Source organism: Bacillus sp. m3-13 (assembly GCF_000175075.1).
Classification (GTDB): domain Bacteria; phylum Bacillota; class Bacilli; order Bacillales; family Bacillaceae_I; genus Sutcliffiella_A; species Sutcliffiella_A horikoshii_C.
Genome location: NZ_ACPC01000020.1, coordinates 249,789 through 269,559, shown reverse-complemented (window position 1 = coordinate 269,559; position 19,771 = coordinate 249,789). Strand labels below are relative to the sequence as shown.

Annotated in this window: 21 protein-coding genes and 4 pseudogenes; 24 read left to right on the top strand and 1 reads right to left on the bottom strand. The window is 41.1% G+C overall.

Annotation, left to right across the window (positions count from 1 at the left end; all coding sequences use genetic code 11):
- Positions 1-304 precede the first annotated feature (304 nt).
- The 24 genes and pseudogenes from M313_RS0115130 to M313_RS0115025 all read left to right on the top strand — a co-directional run bounded on the left by M313_RS0115130 (position 305) and on the right by M313_RS0115025 (position 18,040).
- On the top strand, positions 305-1,798 hold the full coding sequence (locus tag M313_RS0115130; RefSeq protein WP_010197205.1) for an ATP-dependent helicase ComFA: 1,494 nt from the start codon (positions 305-307) through the stop codon (positions 1,796-1,798).
- Positions 1,795-2,508, top strand: a complete 714-nt coding sequence (locus M313_RS0115125; RefSeq protein WP_010197202.1) for a ComF family protein — start codon at positions 1,795-1,797, stop codon at positions 2,506-2,508. Before M313_RS0115130 ends, M313_RS0115125 begins: the two co-directional genes overlap by 4 nt.
- A 61-nt stretch (positions 2,509-2,569) precedes the next feature.
- Positions 2,570-2,983, top strand: coding sequence for a TIGR03826 family flagellar region protein (locus tag M313_RS0115120; RefSeq protein WP_010197200.1), 414 nt, complete (start codon positions 2,570-2,572; stop codon positions 2,981-2,983).
- A 65-nt stretch (positions 2,984-3,048) separates the two neighbouring features.
- The gene (gene flgM, locus M313_RS0115115) at positions 3,049-3,312 is read left to right on the top strand and encodes a flagellar biosynthesis anti-sigma factor FlgM (protein ID WP_010197197.1); all 264 of its coding nucleotides are present in this window, start codon (positions 3,049-3,051) and stop codon (positions 3,310-3,312) included.
- Between the two features lie 25 nt (positions 3,313-3,337).
- Positions 3,338-3,550, top strand: coding sequence for a flagellar export chaperone FlgN (flgN, locus tag M313_RS0115110; protein WP_010197194.1), 213 nt, complete (start codon positions 3,338-3,340; stop codon positions 3,548-3,550).
- A gap of 269 nt (positions 3,551-3,819) precedes the next feature.
- Positions 3,820-5,682, top strand: coding sequence for a flagellar hook-associated protein FlgK (gene flgK / locus M313_RS0115105; RefSeq protein WP_010197014.1), 1,863 nt, complete (start codon positions 3,820-3,822; stop codon positions 5,680-5,682).
- A gap of 9 nt (positions 5,683-5,691) precedes the next feature.
- Positions 5,692-6,570, top strand: coding sequence for a flagellar hook-associated protein FlgL (gene flgL, locus M313_RS0115100; protein WP_010197012.1), 879 nt, complete (start codon positions 5,692-5,694; stop codon positions 6,568-6,570).
- A gap of 86 nt (positions 6,571-6,656) precedes the next feature.
- On the top strand, positions 6,657-7,250 hold the full coding sequence (locus M313_RS0115095) for a DUF6470 family protein (protein ID WP_010197009.1): 594 nt from the start codon (positions 6,657-6,659) through the stop codon (positions 7,248-7,250).
- Positions 7,251-7,262: 12 nt separating this feature from the next.
- Positions 7,263-7,700, top strand: a complete 438-nt coding sequence (gene fliW, locus M313_RS0115090) for a flagellar assembly protein FliW (RefSeq protein WP_010197007.1) — start codon at positions 7,263-7,265, stop codon at positions 7,698-7,700.
- Positions 7,701-7,715: 15 nt separating this feature from the next.
- On the top strand, positions 7,716-7,943 hold the full coding sequence (gene csrA / locus M313_RS0115085) for a carbon storage regulator CsrA (RefSeq protein WP_010197004.1): 228 nt from the start codon (positions 7,716-7,718) through the stop codon (positions 7,941-7,943).
- A gap of 171 nt (positions 7,944-8,114) precedes the next feature.
- Positions 8,115-8,321, top strand: a pseudogene (locus M313_RS0115080) (flagellin N-terminal helical domain-containing protein); the annotation flags it as partial.
- 284 nt (positions 8,322-8,605) lie between these two features.
- Positions 8,606-8,746 (top strand): annotated as a pseudogene (locus tag M313_RS27020) (flagellin N-terminal helical domain-containing protein); the annotation flags it as partial.
- Between the two features lie 1,092 nt (positions 8,747-9,838).
- Positions 9,839-9,994 (top strand): annotated as a pseudogene (locus M313_RS27015) (flagellin); the annotation flags it as partial.
- Between the two features lie 353 nt (positions 9,995-10,347).
- Positions 10,348-10,461, top strand: a pseudogene (locus tag M313_RS25360) (flagellin); the annotation flags it as partial.
- A 397-nt stretch (positions 10,462-10,858) separates the two neighbouring features.
- Complete coding sequence (locus tag M313_RS25355) at positions 10,859-10,987, top strand: hypothetical protein (protein WP_234946573.1); 129 nt, start codon at positions 10,859-10,861, stop codon at positions 10,985-10,987.
- A 146-nt stretch (positions 10,988-11,133) separates the two neighbouring features.
- A complete protein-coding gene (locus tag M313_RS0115065) occupies positions 11,134-12,219 on the top strand; it encodes a DUF4046 domain-containing protein (protein ID WP_157182480.1) in 1,086 nt (361 codons plus the stop codon).
- Positions 12,220-12,257: 38 nt separating this feature from the next.
- Entirely contained in the window at positions 12,258-12,611 is a 354-nt protein-coding gene (locus tag M313_RS0115060; protein ID WP_010196990.1) for a hypothetical protein, read from the top strand.
- Between the two features lie 59 nt (positions 12,612-12,670).
- Positions 12,671-13,018 carry a flagellar protein FlaG gene (gene flaG, locus M313_RS0115055; RefSeq protein WP_010196989.1) on the top strand — a complete coding sequence of 116 codons (348 nt, stop codon included), beginning with the start codon at positions 12,671-12,673 and terminating at the stop codon, positions 13,016-13,018.
- A gap of 12 nt (positions 13,019-13,030) precedes the next feature.
- Positions 13,031-14,797: a flagellar filament capping protein FliD gene (gene fliD / locus M313_RS0115050; RefSeq protein ID WP_010196986.1), complete on the top strand. Its 1,767-nt coding sequence runs from the start codon at positions 13,031-13,033 to the stop codon at positions 14,795-14,797.
- A 19-nt stretch (positions 14,798-14,816) separates the two neighbouring features.
- On the top strand, positions 14,817-15,218 hold the full coding sequence (fliS, locus tag M313_RS0115045) for a flagellar export chaperone FliS (RefSeq protein ID WP_010196983.1): 402 nt from the start codon (positions 14,817-14,819) through the stop codon (positions 15,216-15,218).
- The gene (gene fliT, locus M313_RS0115040; RefSeq protein ID WP_010196975.1) at positions 15,218-15,571 is read left to right on the top strand and encodes a flagellar protein FliT; all 354 of its coding nucleotides are present in this window, start codon (positions 15,218-15,220) and stop codon (positions 15,569-15,571) included. Before fliS ends, fliT begins: the two co-directional genes overlap by 1 nt.
- 9 nt (positions 15,572-15,580) lie before the next feature.
- Positions 15,581-15,967 carry a DUF8042 domain-containing protein gene (locus M313_RS0115035; protein ID WP_010196972.1) on the top strand — a complete coding sequence of 129 codons (387 nt, stop codon included), beginning with the start codon at positions 15,581-15,583 and terminating at the stop codon, positions 15,965-15,967.
- A 470-nt stretch (positions 15,968-16,437) separates the two neighbouring features.
- On the top strand, positions 16,438-16,998 hold the full coding sequence (hpf, locus tag M313_RS0115030) for a ribosome hibernation-promoting factor, HPF/YfiA family (protein ID WP_010196969.1): 561 nt from the start codon (positions 16,438-16,440) through the stop codon (positions 16,996-16,998).
- A gap of 175 nt (positions 16,999-17,173) precedes the next feature.
- Positions 17,174-18,040 carry a DUF6843 domain-containing protein gene (locus M313_RS0115025; protein ID WP_010196967.1) on the top strand — a complete coding sequence of 289 codons (867 nt, stop codon included), beginning with the start codon at positions 17,174-17,176 and terminating at the stop codon, positions 18,038-18,040.
- A 49-nt stretch (positions 18,041-18,089) separates the two neighbouring features.
- Here the strand turns inward: M313_RS0115025 and M313_RS24655 are convergent, their stop codons facing one another.
- The gene (locus M313_RS24655; RefSeq protein WP_010196962.1) at positions 18,090-19,562 is read right to left on the bottom strand and encodes a cell wall-binding repeat-containing protein; all 1,473 of its coding nucleotides are present in this window, start codon (positions 19,560-19,562) and stop codon (positions 18,090-18,092) included.
- Between the last annotated feature and the right edge of the window lie 209 nt (positions 19,563-19,771).

Below are 19,771 nucleotides of genomic sequence, written 5' to 3'. Positions count from 1 at the left end.
TTTATTTATTGGGGAGATTTATTGTGAAGTGACGAGAGTTTATCCGTATATTTCCATCTCAGTGATCGTTTGAAGTGAAGTAACAGTGAAACGGGTGTAGAGGAGACGTCTCTGTGACCATTTGATGAAGAAAACCGACAGAACGGTCGTAGAGACGGGTTCTCTGTTACCGTTTGAGGGAGAAAACCAACAGAAGGGGCTTAGAGAGGGCACCTCAGTGACCGTTTAAACAAAAATAACAACAAAACGGGCAGAGAGAACACCCATATCAACTACCGAAATTCAAAATCAAAGGAGGTAACTAATGCTTTTCACTCAAACAAGCAATGACCTAATAATAATCACCAACCAAAAATCAGAAGACACCCAAAGAATATCTGCTTTCCCTAACATTCCGCAACCTCCCATCCAGGCAACCTTCCCATTTGACCAAGACCTCCAACACTTCCTCTCCGGCAAAAGACTTCTAGCAGACGAACTCCCGTTCAGCCATGACACCCTCCAAACACATTATCAAAACGGATATGTAAAACTCGATTATGGAGTTCATTCCACCAAAACAGGAACCAAATGCAATCGATGTGGAAACACGGATCAAAACCTGTTTGCTTTGTTTAATTGTGCCCGCTGTCACCAAACGTGCACCTATTGCCGCCATTGCATCATGATGGGGCGGGTAAGTGAGTGCACTCCGCTTATCTCGTGGAATGGACCACAGCATAGGCTGAGTGACCAACATGTATGCATCTCGTGGGAAGGCAACCTCTCCAAAGGTCAGCAACTCGCCTCCGACAAAGTCATAAAAGCAGTCCAAAATAACACATCTCTCCTCGTCTGGGCCGTTTGTGGGGCAGGGAAAACCGAGGTTCTTTTCAAAGGAATCGAAACGGCACTAAGTAAAGGCGGCCGTGTTTGCATTGGCACACCAAGAACGGACGTAGTATTAGAATTATCACCTAGATTAAATCAAGTTTTTCCTGACATCGAAATTGCCACCCTTTACGGAGGCAGCGAAGACAGAACGAAAAATGCCCCCCTCACTATTGCCACAACTCACCAGCTTCTTCGTTATTACCGTGCATTTGACACCCTCATTATTGACGAGGTCGATGCCTTTCCTTACTCCATGGATCCAACGCTTGAGTATGCGGCAAAACAGGCACGAACAGAAAAGGGAAGCCTTATCTACTTAAGTGCCACTCCATCGAAAAAAATGCAAAGAGAGGTTCGTGCTAAAAGCCTTGAATCTGTGGTGATTCCAGCTAGATACCATAAACAGCCCTTACCGGTTCCAGCGTTGGAGTGGTGTGGAAAATGGGAGAAAAAAGTCTCGAAAGGCCAGCTTCCCGAGAATGTCCGTATTTGGATAAGAAAACTACTAGAAAAAGAAAGACCTATATTTCTATTTGTTCCCAAGATAGACATCTTAGAAAAAGTGGTTAAAATCTTGGCAAAGGAACACGCTGACTTCGTGGCGGGTGTGCATTCAAAGGATACTGAACGAAAAGAGAAGGTAGCGAGATTCCGTGAAGGAAAAATAAAAATACTAGTAACCACCACCATTCTAGAACGAGGCGTGACAGTAGCGGACGTTCAAGTAGGAGTGCTCGGTGCGGAGGATGATGTTTTCACAGAAAGTGCGCTTGTTCAGATATCGGGAAGGGCGGGCAGAAGCAGCCATTATCCTAGTGGCGACGTCCGTTTTTTTCACTATGGAAAGACAAATGAAATGGTCGCTGCTGTTGATCAAATCAGAAGAATGAACTACCAAGCGCGGAAGGGAGGGTTCTTCCAATGAAGAATTGCTTGATTTGTCAGGGTGATGTTTCTTCTTCGTTTGGATGGAGCGCATTCCTAGGATTGCAACAAGATAACCCCATTTGTGAAGAATGTGAAAGTGCTTTTCAAAAAGTCGCAGGAGAGCTATGTATTATTTGCGGTCGTGAGTGGACAATGGTGGCACCAGAAAACCGCAGTGAGAACCTCTGTTCCGACTGTTTTAGATGGGAGGAAGATCCGCCCACAGCTGGGCTGCTTCAAAAGAACAGGTCGGTTTACCAATACAATGACCATATGAAAGAAGTGTTAGCGAGATATAAATTTCGCGGTGATGCCGTTTTGGCACAAGTTTTCCAGAAAGCATTCCGCCAAACATATGAAGCGGAATGGAAGAAAGATAGTCCCATCCTTGTCCCTATCCCCTTAAGTGAAGACCGCAAATATGAACGTAGTTTCAATCAGTCGCTACTTCTAGCAGAGCTTTTACCTGAAAAGACCGAAGAGTTACTCTCCAAAAACAACTCAGAAAAACAATCAAAAAAAGCACGAAAAGAGAGAATGGAACGGGAGAATACTTTTTATGTCCCGAACCCAGAACAAGTAAAAGGAAAAAACATCCTTCTCATCGATGACATATACACAACTGGAACCACCGTGCGCATGGCGGCAAAAGTCCTAAAAGATGCCGGGGCAAAAGAGATTTCATCCTTCACTCTTGTTCGCAGTTAACATTTTGCCATCTTTTACGATATAAAGAGTAAGAATTCATTGCTCGAAAAGGAGTTGCGAAATGTCTCAACTAGATAATTGCCCAAACTGTGGTCAGATTTATGTAAAAAATGCGTTTCGGGAAGTATGTGAAACGTGCTATAAAGAAGAGGAAGCGAAGTACCAGACTGTTTACAAATATATCCGTCAACGAGAAAATCGGACGGCAACGATGGACCAAGTGGTGGAAGACACCGGGGTTGAGGAATATCTGATTATCAAGTTCATCAGAAAAGGTCGGATTCAACTCGCTCATTTTCCGAATTTAGGCTATCCGTGCGACCGTTGTGGTAGGATTATTAGAGAGGACAAGCTGTGTCAGAACTGTAAAAAGGATATACACGGACAGCTTTCTCAATTAGAACGCGAAGAAGAAAGAGAACGTGTAATACGTGAAGAAGGAAAAACATACCACGTTATAAATAAGAAGTTTTAATAAACATTCTGGCCAAGGTGTCGATAAAATAAATAGACAAACCGTTCGGAAGGAAGGGATACCAAATGAAAATAAACAATTTAGGACCTTCAGGGATTAACCCATATAAAAATCAAATGAAGCAGCAACAAGCTGCAAAGGCAAACCAGACCAAAAGCGACCAAGTAGAAATATCGAGCAAAGCAAAAGAGCTTCAAGAGCGTTCCCAATTTGCTGAAGCTCGTCAGGAAAAGATCGCTAAACTGAAAGTCTCTGTGGATAACGGCACTTACCAAGTAGACTCAAAAGCTGTAGCCAACAAGATGATCGATTACTATTTTAATAAATAATATTGCTTCAAAATAAGGAGAACATATGTCGATTCCAACCATCATTACCCTACTTGAAAAAATGCTTACCTTGCATGCCTACCTCTATGAACTAACGGTGCGGAAAGAAGAGATTGTAAAAGCAAACAAGGTTGAAGAGCTGCAACAGATTACTAGAGAAGAAAAGCAGTATACGAGAGCGATTGTCCAGTTAGAAAAGCAGAGAGCAGAACTGTCAGAAGGGAAAAACGGTTACTGAGCTTGCAGAAATGGGCCACCCCTGAGGAGAAAACTCTCTTGCATGACTTGAAACAAAAGGCTAACTGATACAATCAATAACATTCAAAAAACAAAACGAGCTTAATCAGCTCCTGCTTCAGCAGTCCCTGCAATTTGTCACGATGACTTTGAATACCTTAAATCCGCAGCCAAATGCTGTGAACTAACGAAAAACCTGCGAATAACGAAAAAAAGTGTCAGTGCCCCAGCGCGCTCGCTGTTCGATTCAAGAGCTTAGGAGGAACATCCATGCGTTCAACATTTCATAGTCTCGAAGTTGCGAGACGTGGTCTGGTTACCCAGCAAACTGCCCTTCAAACGGTTGGTCATAACATTGCCAATGCTAATACACCAGGTTACACGAGGCAAAGAGTTAATTTTGTCCAGACAGAGCCATATCCTGCTCCATCATTAAATCGTCCGCAAATTCCAGGGCAGATTGGGACAGGGGTAGAAGCAGGCAGCATTCAACGTGTGCGGGAGAGTTTCCTGGATATCCAGTATCGTGGGGAAAACAATAAGCTTGGTTACTGGGAATCTCGTGCAGATTCTCTTCAAAAGATGGAAGAGATTATGAACGAGCCATCCGAGACTGGGCTTTCAACGACTTTGGATCGCTTTTGGCAGTCATTTCAAGATTTGGCGGTAAACCCTACTAATGCAGGTGCCCGTTCTGTAGTGAGGCAACGCGGATTGGCGGTTGCGGAAACGTTTCGATTCTTATCTGATTCCCTGACCTCAGTTCAAGGTGATATTAAAAATGAGATGAATGTCACGCTGAAGCAAGTTAATGCACTTAGCCAGCAGATTAATAACGTCAATAAACAGATTGGTGAAATTGAGCCTCATGGCTATCTTGCTAATGATCTTTACGATGAAAGAGATCGTCTGGTTGACGAGCTTTCCCAGCTTGTGAATATCAAGACAACTCAAGTGGGAACAGGTGGAAGCCCAAGTGCACTTGCAGAAGGGAAACTTACCATTGATTTAGTGGATGACTCTGGTCGCAAAATCGGCAACCTGGTTGATGCAACAAGCCTTAAAGTGAATAGCCTATCCCTGGAGTATCATAATGATACTGAACTGGTAGACGGCTACAGGCTTGGAGATACAAGCTTTGGAATTGGCAGCATGCAGGCTTCCGGTAAACTTCGTGGACTAATTGATTCGTACGGCTTCATGGAAGGCAACACAGAAAAGGGTCTATACCCTGATATGCTGAACCACCTTGATACAGTGGCCTATGAGTTTGCCCAAGAGATCAACAGGGTCCATGAATCCGGCTGGAGCATTTCAAGTATGGAGACTGGAGAGCACACAGCGTTTAAGTTCTTTGAGTTTAAAAATACAGATATTACTGCTGGTAATAAAAAGGATGTGGCAAAGCTGTTTACCGTTTCCGCTGATATCGTTCAATCATTGGATAATATCGCTGCTTCGGGCTACAACAAAGGGGTCATCACAACCGGGGAATTTCATGGTTATAACGGCGTCGAAAATGTCTCTGTAACCGTGCAGTCGTCGGTAGATGCAGCTGGGGTTCAGCAGTTTGCTTATAAAGTGTATGATGCTGCACAGTCCCCGAAGCAAGAACTGAAAACCTCTGGGAATTTTGCAAGTCTGGAACAACTAGGTGCGGGATTGTCCGAGGAATTTACAGACGAGAGCGGAAATCCTTCTTTTAATTTTAATTTAGATAAGGTTCGTCTTGAAGATGTTTCAAAAGGGAACTTCATTAATATAGATATTCCAAAAGTCGGACAGGTTGGTGGACGTGTAGGGGATGGGAGTAACGCAGTAGCTTTAGCAGAAGTAAAAGCACGCTCGCTGCAGTTGAACGGTGTATCTACTACATTCCAAAACTACTATGAAAGTGTAATTGGCGGATTGGCTGTAGATGCTCAAGAAGCAAATCGACTTTCCCACAACAGCGAAACGTTAAAGTTGTCTGTAGACCAGCGTCGACAATCGGTAAGTGGCGTATCACTAGATGAAGAGATGACAAGCATGATTCAGTATCAGCATGCATACAATGCGTCAGCCAGAATGATTACGTTAACGGACGAACTTTTAGATAAAATAATAAACGGCATGGGAATAGGCGGAAGGTAGGTTAGAGAAATGCGAGTAACACAGAGCATGCTAACGCAGAACTCACTGCGTCAATTGAGTACAAGCTACAGCAAAATGGGCAAGCTAATGGAACAGCTCTCCACTGGTAAAAAAATCTCCAGGCCATCCGATGACCCAGTCGTGGCGATGAAAGGTATGTATTACCGTACAAACCTGACAGAGCTTGAACAATACAAGCGAAATTTAAGTGAATCGTATGCTTGGATGGAAAATTCAGAAGCGGCATTAGATCACGTGCAAAGTGTCATGCATCGTGCCCGTGAACTGGTGGTGCAAGGATCAAATGATACCTATTCACCAGAAGATCGTCAGGCCATGGCAAAAGAAATCGAGCAACTGAAGCATGATTTTGTACAGGTTGCTAACACACAGGTTGCGGGGAAATACATTTTTAACGGGACGGCTATTGATAAGCCTCGTATCACGGATGCAAATGATCCTACGTCTGTTAGTACGGAAAACTCTCCGTTTGAGGTAGAGGTATCGCGTGGAATCAAGCTCCAGTCTAACATTAATTCGGAAAATGTTTTCAACAAAGACATGATGGAGATCTGGAATGGGCTTCAGTCGGCGCTTGAGACAAGTGATACAGATGCATTGAAAGATTTGATGGGCCGTTTTGATAAGTCGGCAGATACGATTTCGGCGGAACGTTCGGAGCTTGGTGCCCGTTACAACCGTTTGGAGATGGTGGATAATCGTATTGGTTATCAGGAAGTAGTAGCTACACGAATCTTGTCTGATAATGAGGATGCGGATATTGAGAAGGTCATTACGGATTTAACGTCGCAGGAGAGTGTGCATCGTGCTTCGCTTGGTGTGGGTGCGCGGGTGATTCAGCCTTCATTGTTAGATTTTTTAAGGTAGGGTGAGGAACTGTCTTGGAGGGAGCTGTTTGATGGCAGTTGTTTCTGGGGCAGTTTTTATTTTGGAATTAAGGAGCTGGAGGATACATGCTATTTCCTCAAATTCGATTACAATCCACTTTTGCACAGACTGAGTTGCAGATTCAGAAGCCTGTTCAGCAGATTGAACAGCCTAGGGCGGAGTTGAGTATGGAGCAACCGAAGGCGGAGTTGACGATGAGACGAACGCCTGGGAGATTGACGATTGATCAGACGCAGGCGCGGGAGGATATGGATTTGAAGAGTGTTGGTAGACGGATCGAGGAAGCGGCGCAGCTTGGGAGGCAGGACTGGTTGGCAGGTCTGGCGCGGGTTGCACAGGGCGGCAACGAGATGATGCGGATTGAAAATGGTGGTGGAGCCATCACTCGTCAGGCTAAGAGAAACAGTGAGGGCCTCAAAAAAGAATTCAATATTGGGTGGATTCCGTCGCACTTTAGTGTGAAAATTGATTATGAGCCTGGTAGGGTGGATATTGACGTGCGAGAACGCAAACCTATCATTGAGGCGAAAATAAACAATCCGATACATGAATACACACCAGGTTCCTCGCAGTTCAGCTTGGCGAACCATCCATCATTGGAGATAGATTTTGAGAACCTGCGCCATATTGGCACAGGTGGCTACGAACAAAAAATATAAGGTTGTGAAACGATGAAAATAGAAACGAAGTATCATGGATTGATAGAGGTGCAGGAAGAGGAAGTGGTCAATTTCCCTAATGGACTACCAGGTTTCTTGGAGGAGAAGGAGTTTACGGTGATTCCTTTTTCAGAGGACGGTACGTTTTTTATTTTGCAGTCGGTGAAAACACCGGAGCTTGGATTTGTGCTGACTAATCCATTCACTTTCTACCCTGATTATGATTTTAAATTAGAGGATCAGGCTGTGGATGCTCTCGAACTATATTCACCTGAAGATGTTACTGTTTATGCAGTGTTGACGATGGCGGACCCGTTCCATCTGACAACTGCAAACTTGCAGGCTCCTGTTGTAGTGAACTCGAAAAAGAAAACTGGAAAGCAAGTCATTCTTACAGGTAGCCCATATCAAACAAAGCACAATCTATTTCCAGAAGCCATTGTCAAATAGAGAGGAGGAGACCTCATGCTAGTATTAACCCGAAAGAAAGACGAGTCTATTAAAATCGGAGATGACATCGAAATCACTGTCCTTAGTATAAATGGCGAACAGGTGAAACTCGGCATTCAAGCACCAAAGCAAATCGAAATACATAGAAAAGAAATCTACCTTTCCATCCAAGAGGAAAACAACGCAGCATCCCACTCCTCTCTTGATCTACTGCAAGCTTTAAGCAACCAACTAAAAAAATAATGCAATCTGTAAAAAAAATCTCTCTCTCTCTATTAACAGTTGTCGAGACAGGTCGATATAAAACATGTAAGCAAATAGAATCAAATGGCGGCCGACTTTTGACCTATCTGCAAATCTAACACCGATTACACAAGGACGTGAATCGGCGACAACTCAAGGAGGAAAATTTTAATGAGAATTAATCACAATATTGCTGCGTTAAACACGCACCGTCAATTAGGTTCTGCAACAAACGCTCAAATGAAGTCTATGGAGAAATTGTCTTCTGGCTTACGCATTAATAAAGCTGGGGACGACGCTGCTGGTCTTGCAATCTCTGAGAAAATGAGAGCGCAAGTTCGTGGACTAGATCAAGCTTCTCGTAACGCACAAGACGGTAAATAGAAATGCCGCTTTAAGCAGCAATGCTTAAATGAAAACTCCGTGAATTCGGTGGAACCCCAAACCAACTGAGAAGTGGATGGTGGGCAATACCGAGCCGAGCCTAGTGAATCGGTAAAACAGTAGCTAGGAAGGTGTGACGGTCAGGTGGTGAGGAACCGTACCGATAACCCACCCAAGAGCGCGGGGCACCCTACCGGGGTGAAGATATGACCTGAACTTTATGGAAACATAAAGAAGCAGAGGATAAAAAACCACTGCGATAACATAATTTGATTTCTATGATTCAGACTGCCGAAGGAGCTCTTAATGAAACACATGATATTCTACAAAGAATGCGTGAACTAGCAAACCAGTCTTCAAATGGTACTGCAACTGATTCTGATAGAACAGCAATGCAAGATGAGTTAAACCAATTAACTTCAGAAGTTAACCGTATTGGTAATACTACAGAGTTTAATACTCAAAAGTTGCTTAATGGAGGAGTTGGTTCTTCTGATGGCGCTAAAATAACGAATGCAACAAGTGCAGAGATTGCTGAAGGAACTGCTTGGGTAGCTGCAGATATTACTGGTGCTACTGCTAGTATTAAAGTTAATGGAACTACTTTTGATATTTCCGATGTAGTTAACCAAACATGGAGTAGTGACTATAAGGGTACAGGTGGAGCAGGTACAGCTAATGATTTCGTAAATGAATTGAAAAATGTAACATCCGGTGGTGTAAAGTTATCTGAAGTTGTAGACATTACAAATAACGGTGGTTCCATTGAATTCTCAGTGAAATCGCAAGGTGCTTCAAGTTCTATCGAGGTTTCAACAGCTAGTGATCCTTCAGCGGTTATGTTAGGATTTGCAGATGCAGCTGCAACAGGAACACTAGGAGAAGTAAAAGGTGATCCAACAACAATGGAACGCCATGGGATTGAATTTGCTGGAACCTTAGATACAGCTGATGTAGCATTTTCTAAAGGTGATACTTTTGAAATCACAGTTGGCAACGAGAGTGCAGTAACAGTAACTCTTAATGAAGGGGCATATAAAACTAACACTGGCGCAGATGACAACGAAAAACAAGCAGCTATGGAAAATCTAGTGAAAGATATTAATGCTGCTTTACAAGAAGCTGGAATTTCTGATAAAGTTACTGCTTCATTATCTAAAGATAATACCCTACAGTTCGTTTCTGAGACTGGAAAGGATATTGCTTTAACAGATGGTACAGGAACCCCATTAGCGGACGCTCAGTTTAGTTCTGAAACAGTAGGTAATATTGAACAAGTAGTCGGACCTGGAGCCCAAGGTTCTGGCTTCAACACGAAGTTCCAAATTGGAGCAAATACTGGACAAAGTATGTCATTAAACATTAACGACATGCGTTCATCTGCTCTTGGTTTAACAGGTAATGCAGGACAATCTGGATATACAGCTTCTAATTCTGTAACTAATGGAACTAATGATGTGCAATCTGAAGCTGCATTAAATATCTCTAACAAAGAATCTGCTTCAAAATCTATTGAAGTAATCGACAATGCAATCTCTAAGGTTTCTTCAGAGCGTGGAAAATTAGGTGCTGTTCAAAACCGCTTAGAACACACTATCAATAACCTAGGTACATCTTCTGAAAACCTAACAGCTGCGGAATCTCGTATCCGTGACGTTGATTATGCTTTAGTTGCCTAAGCAGCGACAAGCACAGTCGTCCTAACTGGTAACGGTTAGCGATTATTATCGGGTGAATTGCTGGAAACCCATGAGAGCTTTTCTTGCCACAACGTAGTTGGAAACGACATGCGTGATGGTTAAAAAAAGAAAAGATTTGGCAATCAGCAGCCAAGCTCCTGTTCCGAAAGGATGGAGAAGGTTCAACGACTAGGATAGACCATCTAAGGCGAAAGCTATGATGATGAAATCCATAGGTGAAACGGTGTCCATCAGCACTGTGAATCCGAAGTGCCCGACCCCTACATATATGTTAGGGTGAAGATATAGTCTAGTCATTTATTAAAGTAAATGTTCGCACGATGGCGAAAGAAATGATGGATCAAACAAAGAATTCTATTCTTTCTCAAGCTGCCCAAGCTATGCTAGCTCAAGCAAATCAGCAGCCTCAGGGAGTTTTACAGCTTCTTCGTTAATAACAATTTCAGTAGAGACTCTAGGTTATCTAGGGTCTCTTTTTCCATATAAAATAGAGAAGGTAATCCAATTATGGGTGAACAAAAAAAAGCTAGCTTTCTATAAAGGTAAACTTGATTTATGTAAGAAACAAGATGCCATTCTAAAAGAAGTACAAGACATTTTATTTAAAATGAGAGATTTAGTAGAAAATGCTCTATCCACAATCAATTCACAGATGAAGAGAAATTCCGTGCCGACTCACAGTTGAAGAAATGGACCGAAGAGGTACAGTTATTAGAATTGGAAATAAAGTTTACCAGCATTCTAAATTAGTGGGAGAGAAATAGGGACTTCGCAATACTTTCAATAGTCCTTAGTCAAAGTCAAGTGCAGCATCAAGCTTCAATTTTTGTTATGAAAAAAGCAATGGGAGATGCGGAGCAACAGGGCAAGGCCATAAAGGAACTAATTCATTCCAGTGTACCTCAACCTACCGTTGCCTCCCATTCTCATCTCGGGAAACCCATTGATGTGAAACTATGAACTTTGAATTGGATCGGGTTTGTTTTCGGTCTCTTTTTCATGTGTTAAAACAGAATATTTGTTCTTTTTGTGGTATAATATAAGTAAGAGAGGTGTTGTTTTTGCGTGATGAGTTAGATTTTTTTCGCTAAATGCAAATGGAAGTAATGAAAGAAAAAGATATAATAAAACATTATTGTAAAGTTATTGATGGAAAACAAAAAGCGTTGCCGAAAGGTTCATTAGATGAGGATAGCAACATCATTATTTTGTTAAGATATGTATTGGAATCCAAGCTGAGATTAACGCATAATGAAATACCGCTGGTATCGAGACAATTAATAAAAGAGAATAAGATGTATGGGCTTTTAAGTCACTATCGCTCTATTCCTAAATTAATAAAATTTGTTTACAAAAGACGTTTTGAAGAAACGGATTTTCAAAGAGTTTCAAGTGGCTATTGGTCCGACACAAAAAATATAAAGAGTTTTTTTGAAAAGTGTTTAATTAAATATGGCTACACAAAAGAAGATATCCCACAAATCGCGAAAGTTAATTTGTTAGTAGAATGGGGATTTTCTAAACCGTTAAAGCGTTATGGTGATTCGCCCTTTCGACTGATGAACGCTTTATATCCAAGAGAATATAAAGTTTTTGATTTTGATAACGTTCCTCAAAGGTTTTGGGATAATCCCATTTATGCTCGAGAAAGAATATTGGAAATGATAAGACAAGAAAATATAATCTTCAAGAACATTCCCTCACAAGTTAAGCAAGAAATGCTATACAACTATGGATTTTCAACGCTCTTGAAAAAACATAAAGGCTCATCCGCAAAGTTATTGATTTCACTTTTTCCTGCAGATATTAAAGAAGCAGAATTTACAAAGCCCAATGGTTATTGGAAAGATATTAATAATGTTAGAAAAACAATTGATTTATTGTTAGAAATACATAATATTCCACTTAACAAATTTCCCAAACACTTCACTAAATCCTTCTTCCAAGAACAAGGTCTGTATGGCCTCATCCAAGAATTTAACGCTTCTCCCATAGAACTAGTTAACAAACTCTACCCAGAACAATTTGATGTTACAGAATTTCAAAGGGTACCAAACCGTTATTGGTACAGCAAGGAAAATAGAGTAAAGGCTCTAAGGAACTTTTGTTGGAAAAGAAATATTTCTCGTGAGTATCTTCAAAACTTTCAAGATCGTACTTTCGTAAAGTCTTTCCGAGATTCATCAGTATAGTCGATCAACATTATGATAGTAAATTCTATTTGTGGTTTATGGAAGCTTTTCCTGAGCATTCTTTTTCCATGGAAGAGCTGCAGATTCATAATTTTCTGTGTGAATGGTTACAAGATGCACATATAAAAAGAGAGAAAATTAAGTTTGTAAACCCTACTACGCAAGAACGTTACTTTCCGGACTGGATTGTAGACTTTCAAGGTCACACTTACATTATTGAATACTTCGGATTATACCATAGCAATAAATATAAGGGTTACAGAGAAAAGTCAAACAGAAAGATTACGTTTTTTCAAAACCTAGATGGATACATTTTCTTTCCGATTTTCCCTGAAGATTTTAAAGGTGTAGGGTTTGATGGTATCAAGAATAAATTTAATACTTTACTTTAACTTTGAAGCGTTCATCCGATAATACTACTAGAGTATTTTATTTCACGGAGGGGACCCGTATGCACATTTCGCCATTTGGAGGCGGCAGCTTAGATCCCACAACTAGAACACTAATTCAAGGAACAATTTCAAATAAGGTAGATGTATCAATTAAGGAAACAAAGCAAGCTCATCCTGAACAGAGTAGAAAACAGATGGAAACGATTGTGGACGGCATGAATGATTTTATGAAACCCATGAATGTGTCCGTAAGATTTGAGCTGCATGATGAATTGAATGAATATTATGTGACGGTGGTGGATGCTGCCACTGATGAGGTTATAAGGGAGATTCCTTCCAAGAAGTTTTTAGATATGTATGCGGCGATGACCGAGTATATGGGTTTGTTTGTAGATAAAAAGATTTAGGTGGTGAAGGATATGCGCTTAACTGGATTTCAGAGTGGGTTGGACATTAATCAGATGGTCAGTGATTTGATGAAGGCCCAGCGTATGCCGATGAATAAACTGACACAGCAGAAACAACTGCTAGAGTGGAAGCGGGATGATTACCGCGAAACAAATAGATTACTGAACGATTTTCGTAATCTTTCTTTTGATATGACATTGCAGAAAACCTACTCTCAGAAGACTGTAACTTCAACAAATGAAAAAGTTTCAGCTACCGCAAGTTCTTCTGCTTCCAATGTTTCGTATACACTATCTGATGTGCAGATTGCAAAAGTGGCTACCAATTCATCCACTACATCAGCCATGAAGGATGGTACCACTAAATTAGATACGACTACTAGTTTATGGGAGCAACGGGACAAGTTTGGGAATTTCCAGACGAAAACTGTATCAGACGCTGCTGTAGCTAATGAGGAGTCCACATTTACTTTAGGCGGGAAAGTGGATGGAAGCAGTATAGATTCAATTACTGTAAGAATGGCAGATGGATCTACGCTAGTTGATTATGAGGTCATTACCAGCTCAGCAGGTGACATTGTCGAGAATCAAGTCTATCTAAACGAAGAGACAGGGGAATTCACATTCGGATCTGCCTTTACGGAAGATGTTACAGTCGAACCAATAAGTGTTGCTGCATTTGACTTTGAGTTTAAGATAACAACATATAACCAAGCAGGAGAAGCGGTACCGCAAACTTTCTCCTTTAATGGCGATCAGTCAATGGATGATATTGTTTCTGAAATAAATAATTCCGACCTTGGATTAACCGCATTTTATGATGAATTTAAGGGTGGGTTGGTTGTTGCAAAAAGGGAAGCTGGGTCCTTTAACCCTTCAGATACAGGAAAGGAAATCGAATTTGCAGGTGATTTCTTAACTGGTGTCATGAACCTTAATCAAGCGACAGAAACTGGGGGTACACCGGCAACGGTAACGATAAATGGAGTTGTAACGGAACGGAATTCCAATACATTTTCCATTAATGGTGTTACCTTTACCTTGAAAGAAGATATGCTGGGTCAATCTGCCGTTATCAATGTTGCAAATGACACGGACCAAACATTTGATGCAGTGAAAAACTATATTACCAAATATAATGAATTAATTGAAAAGATTAATGCGAAGAAAGGTGAACCTGTCTATCGCGATTACAAGCCTCTATCTGATGAAGAAAAAGAAGCTTTGTCAGAAAAACAGATTGAACAGTGGGAAGAAAAGGCAAGAAGCGGGTTGCTTCGAAATGACTCCATTCTATCTTCCGGATTAAGCAAAATGAGATCGGCTTTGTATGAGTCTGTTTCTGGTTTAACGGGACAATATGATCAACTTGCTCAGCTCGGGATAACAACAAGCTCGAATTATCGGGACAAAGGAAAACTTGTTATTGATGATGATGAGCTGAGAGCGGCAATTGCAAACGACCCGAATTCTGTTATGCAGATGTTCACTTCGGATGGTGAAAACGGGACAGCGCTTGGCATAGCTCGTAAATTGCGTGATGCCGCGGAATCAACTATATCGGGAATTGAAGCCCGCGCCGGGAACGCAACACGCACCGCCCAACAATTCACCATCGGTCGCGAACTACTAAACGTCGACCAGCGCATATCCGCTTTCGAACGAAGAATGCAAACTGTGGAAGACCGCTACTGGCGCCAATTTACCGCAATGGAAAAGGCAATTGGACAATCAAATCAACAATCAATGCAACTAATGAGTCAGTTTACCAATGGCTGATAACTAGGAGTGAACGTATATGGCAATGAAAAACCCTTACCAAGCCTACCAGCAAAATTCCGTCAACACCGCAACGCCTGGTGAGTTGACGTTGATGCTTTATAACGGGGCTATCAAGTTTATGAAGCTTGCCAAAAAGGGAATGGAAGACAAGGATATTGAAATGAAAAACACAAACCTGATCAAGGCGCAGAAAATTGTACAAGAACTGATGGTCACATTGGATACTAGTCATGATGTTGGAAAGTCGATGATGACAATGTACGATTATATGAACCGTCGTCTAATTGATGCTAACCTGAAGAATGATTCTTCCATCGTGGATGAAGTGGAAGGTCTAATGATGGAGTTCCGTGATGCCTGGAAGCAAGTTATTCAGGCAAACCGCCAGCAGGCATTCGCGCAAGGTGGAAAGGCGTAATGAACCTCATTGAAAACCTGGATAAAGTCACTACACATCTTTTGACACTACTTGATGGGCCTTTACCTGCCGAAGAAAACCGGGACGCCTTTTTGGAAGAGATAGATAAGGTCTTGCAAATCAGAGATTCCTTACTTCAACGATTAGCACCGCCTTTTTCAGAAGTAGAGATGGAACTGGGTAAAAAGGTAGCACTTGCTAGCCAACAGGTAACTCCTAAGCTTGAAGTTTTTCACAAACAGTTAAAGCAGGAGTGGGGCCAAATTCAGCAGTCCAAAAAGACTGCTAAAGCATATGGGCAAGCATTTAGCTCTCCGACAGCAGACGGAATGTATTATGACAAAAGAAACTAGGTGTACAGGATGACTGATTTGACAGAAGGTGAATTTTTATTTTTAAAGAAGTATAATTCCTTACTTGAAACGGTGGAAGAAGCTTTCTACTATTTGAGTGACAAAAATCAAAACGCGTCCGCACCTGTAACGCGCCAAGTCATGCTGGATAGCTATGAGGCAATTGGAAAAATTGCAGAAGCGCATGTGAACCTCGTTCTTCTCTTTGATAATAACGAGGAAGCCCTTCATGCCATTGCCCAATTTGGCAATCTGGTAGATGAACTCGAACAAATTGGCCATTTCGAACAAAACACCGCACCTGAAAAAGAAGCACTGCAAACCTATATCAAACCAGCATACGAAAACTGGAAAAACGAAATTCAATACCATATCCTTCCACACATCGCCCACTAGCCCTCCAAAAATTCGGAGGGTTTTTATTATTAATTTCGCTATATCGTGAGGTCTTATTGAGTAAGCTATCCACCCTGTTGACTGAAGTGCAAGACGTGAGACTCCGGAGGGGGATAGCGGTAGCTTGAGACCCCACAGCGAAGCGAGGAGGCTCAAGCACACGCCCCTCGGAAAGCGAACGACTGGAACGCAAGGAAACAGGAAGTAAAAGTAGTACCTAAAATACATGAAAGTTTTCTCACCCCCTAGCATATACTTGTTTCACCCCACAAGAACAAGCCAAGCCAAAACCATTCACAAATTCTTAACAATTCTTTTACGTTTAGGCAGGAATTCTGTTGGGTATTGTAGAAATATGTTTACATAAGCTTAATGCAAGCTTAACCTTCCAAAAACACTGGAGGGGAATGTAGGCAGATTGTTTGGATGTAAGGAAAATCCAAACAGGAACAAAAGGAGGAGTTCATTTTATGAAGTACAACGTACGCGGTGAAAACATTGAGGTAACTCCAGCAATCCGAGATTATGTAGAAAATAAGATCGGAAAGATTGAACGCTATTTTGATTCCACAGACAATGCAGAATGCAAAGTGAATCTGAAAGTCTACAACAACCAACAAAAAATTGAAGTAACCATTCCTATGACAGGCCTAGTGTTACGTGCAGAAGAAAGTCACGATGATCTCTATGCAGCGATAGACCTTGTCGTAGATAAACTAGAGCGACAAATTCGAAAACATAAAACAAAGGTCAACCGAAAGCTCCGTGATACAGGTTCACCTAAATACTTATTTAACGAAGTGATTGATAACGGTGCTCCAGCCCATGTGGCAGTAGAAGATGATGAGGACGAAGCAGACTTGGTTCGTACGAAGCGATACAATCTGAAGCCGATGGACAGTGAGGAAGCGATTCTTCAAATGAACTTGCTTGGCCATAATTTCTTCGTATTCTTAAACGCTGCAACGAATGAAACCAACGTCGTATACAAGCGTAACGATGGAAAATATGGATTGATTGAGTCTTATTAATAAGTGAATACTTTAAATTAAAGGGGTCCTATGTGGGCCTCTTTTTTTGTCGTAATTTCTCCGGAAATGATGCAGGTATTTGTCGGAAAATAACTGTTTATCACGTCCCCGTGTGATAAGATATTCTGGAAGAGTATTGGAGGATAATGGTTCTCTTGGAAAAGGGGGATAAATAATGTTAATGAGAAAATTAGTGGCAGCATTATTCTCAAGTATTATTTTAACACTAGGTCTATTACTTATGAGCTCTTGGGATTCAGAACAGAAAGGGTTTATTTTACTTGTTCTGATTTTTGCCTTATTCGGAAATTTTATATATGGTATACCAGTTTCGTTTATATCTGATGTCCTAACCAAAAGTTTAACGAAGAGCAGGGTTTTCGTTGCAGGTTTTATATATGTGTTTTTAGCTTACATATCAGGGGTCGTGATAGAAGGTCTTGCAATCTTTTCTATTATTTGTGCTGTATTATTCTTTCTTATTGATGAGGGAATCAAGGTTGTTAAGGATACACCAAAGGACAAAAGTAAGAAGTTGCATTTCTCGAAGTTATTAAGTGTTATTCCGTTTGCTGCTTTAGCGATTTTGGGTGTGCATGTTCAGACTACTACTTCCTTAGAAGAGACAAATAATATCTACTTAATTCCAGAGGGGTATGAGGGATCGATTGTTGTTTTTTATAATATGCCCAATGAAGAAAGTATCGCAAAAGAAGGCGAGTTCTTTATGATTCCTCTACGCTTGGACGAACTTCCAACTTTAAAAGGTTCAGGTATAGAAGAGTATGCTATTTTCCAGACATCTAGTGAATGGAGGTCTGGGAGGGTAACGGATAAATATTTTTATGTCGATGAACTAGGAAATAGGTCGGAAATTAAAAAGTCCTGTATTCATTATGGACCTGGTAGTTCAAGTATGGGTATGAAATATGAAGTTTTTCAAATAACCAATTCTAGTTGTGGTGAGGATTTTCAGTGGTCTGGGAAAGAACGCTATGACGCCCAGACGAGGGAAGTACTGAGGTATTGGGGATACTATTAGGGAAAATGAAAAAGCACTGCGCATATGCAGTGCTTTTCACGTTTATATATTAGTCACGTAGCAATTGATCTACTACAGATTCAGGTACAGAAGCTTCTCCACCTAAAATAGTAAAGCTGTTGATGTTGTACTTTTCTACAGCCAACATAGTAGCTTCAGGAGCTTCGTCTGGATTAACCAAAAGAAGTGGAGAACCGTAGTAACCTGCAAGTACAGAGCCTGTTAGAGCATCTGCAAAGCCTCTGCCGTTTGCAACAAATACATGCATAGGATCCATTTCTAATTTTTCCATAACATTTGCTGCAGTTTCGTAGCGGTTCGCACCAGAGATTCGAGTGTGGTTCGGAAATTCTTTTTCAAGAGATTTTCCAATTGCAGCGTGACCACCTATAACAAGAGTTTTAGTAGCTTTGCTTAGTACTGTTTTAGTGAAAGCAGGGACTTTGTCAGGTGCTACCAGTAGGATTGGTAATTCATTCATCGCTGCATAAGGTGCGATGGATAATGCATCTGGGAAGTTCTTACCGCTCACTACTACAACTTCGTCATGTTGTGACCCTAAACGGTCAGCAATTTTTTTAGCTGTTTCGTAACGGTCAGCACCGTTTATTCTATCAATCTTGATGTCTAGTGCTTTAAGTTGATTTTCAACTTTTTCCGATACTGCTGCTTTTCCGCCTAGAATGACTACTTTCCTTGCACCTAAACGAAGGATTTCTTCTTTTGCAGCTGCATGTAAGGTTTCAGGGCGAGTTAATAGGATTGGTGCATCCATCGCATATGCCAATGGTCCACCAGCAAGTGCATCAGGGAAGTTCAAGCCGTTAGCAAGTACTACCGTATCTGCTTCATACCAACCTGTCATGGAGATCTCAACAGCTGTTTCAAATCTAGATGGACCAGAAAGGCGGTCAGCAAATTTGGAGCCGTCATGAATGATCATTAAATCTTCATTTTGTTCAAGTTGTTTAATCAGTTCCAGGGATTTTTCATTCAATGGGTTTTCAAATAAGAAAACCATACCTTCTTTCATATCTTTAAGTGGAGTGATATCAGTGATATTGTTTCCGGAAAGGTCCACCATTCCAGAAGTCCATCCTTTAAAGGCGGAAATGTCTGATATGTTGTTGTATCCAAGCGATAAGAAAGTCTCGTTTAATCCACTAAGTGGTTTGATGTTTTCAATATTATTTAAGGAAAGCTCCAAGTGTTGGATTTGCTTTAAGTTTGTAAGTGGTGTTAAGTCAGATATATTGTTGCTGTCTAGAAGTACGAACTCAAGGTTAGTTCCGTAAGTCTCTAAACCTTCTAAACTATCTATTCCATAATCAGAACCGTGTAGCTCTGTGAAGTCTGTGAAACTGTTCTCATCTAGTTCGTCCACTTCAAGACTGTCCATTACTGCTTGTTCAAGATTTGCATCTTTAAAGAAAGAGCTTGAGGCATTAGCACCAGGAGTGGAAAGTGAAGAAAATACAAAAATAAAGGCCAGGACAACGACAAAAAATTTACTTTTTAACACGCTTTGTTCCTCCGATTTTGTCAAATATTTTGTTGTGACAAAATGATTATAGGGCCATTTTACTAAAAATGGAATAGCCAATTCCGAAAAATATATTTGTTGTTTCGACAGAAATCTCCTTGACAATTTTCGAGAAATGGAAATCGTTGTGGCATATCCGGTAATAAGTTGTACCCACCCCCAATAAGTGTTAAAATTTATATATTATT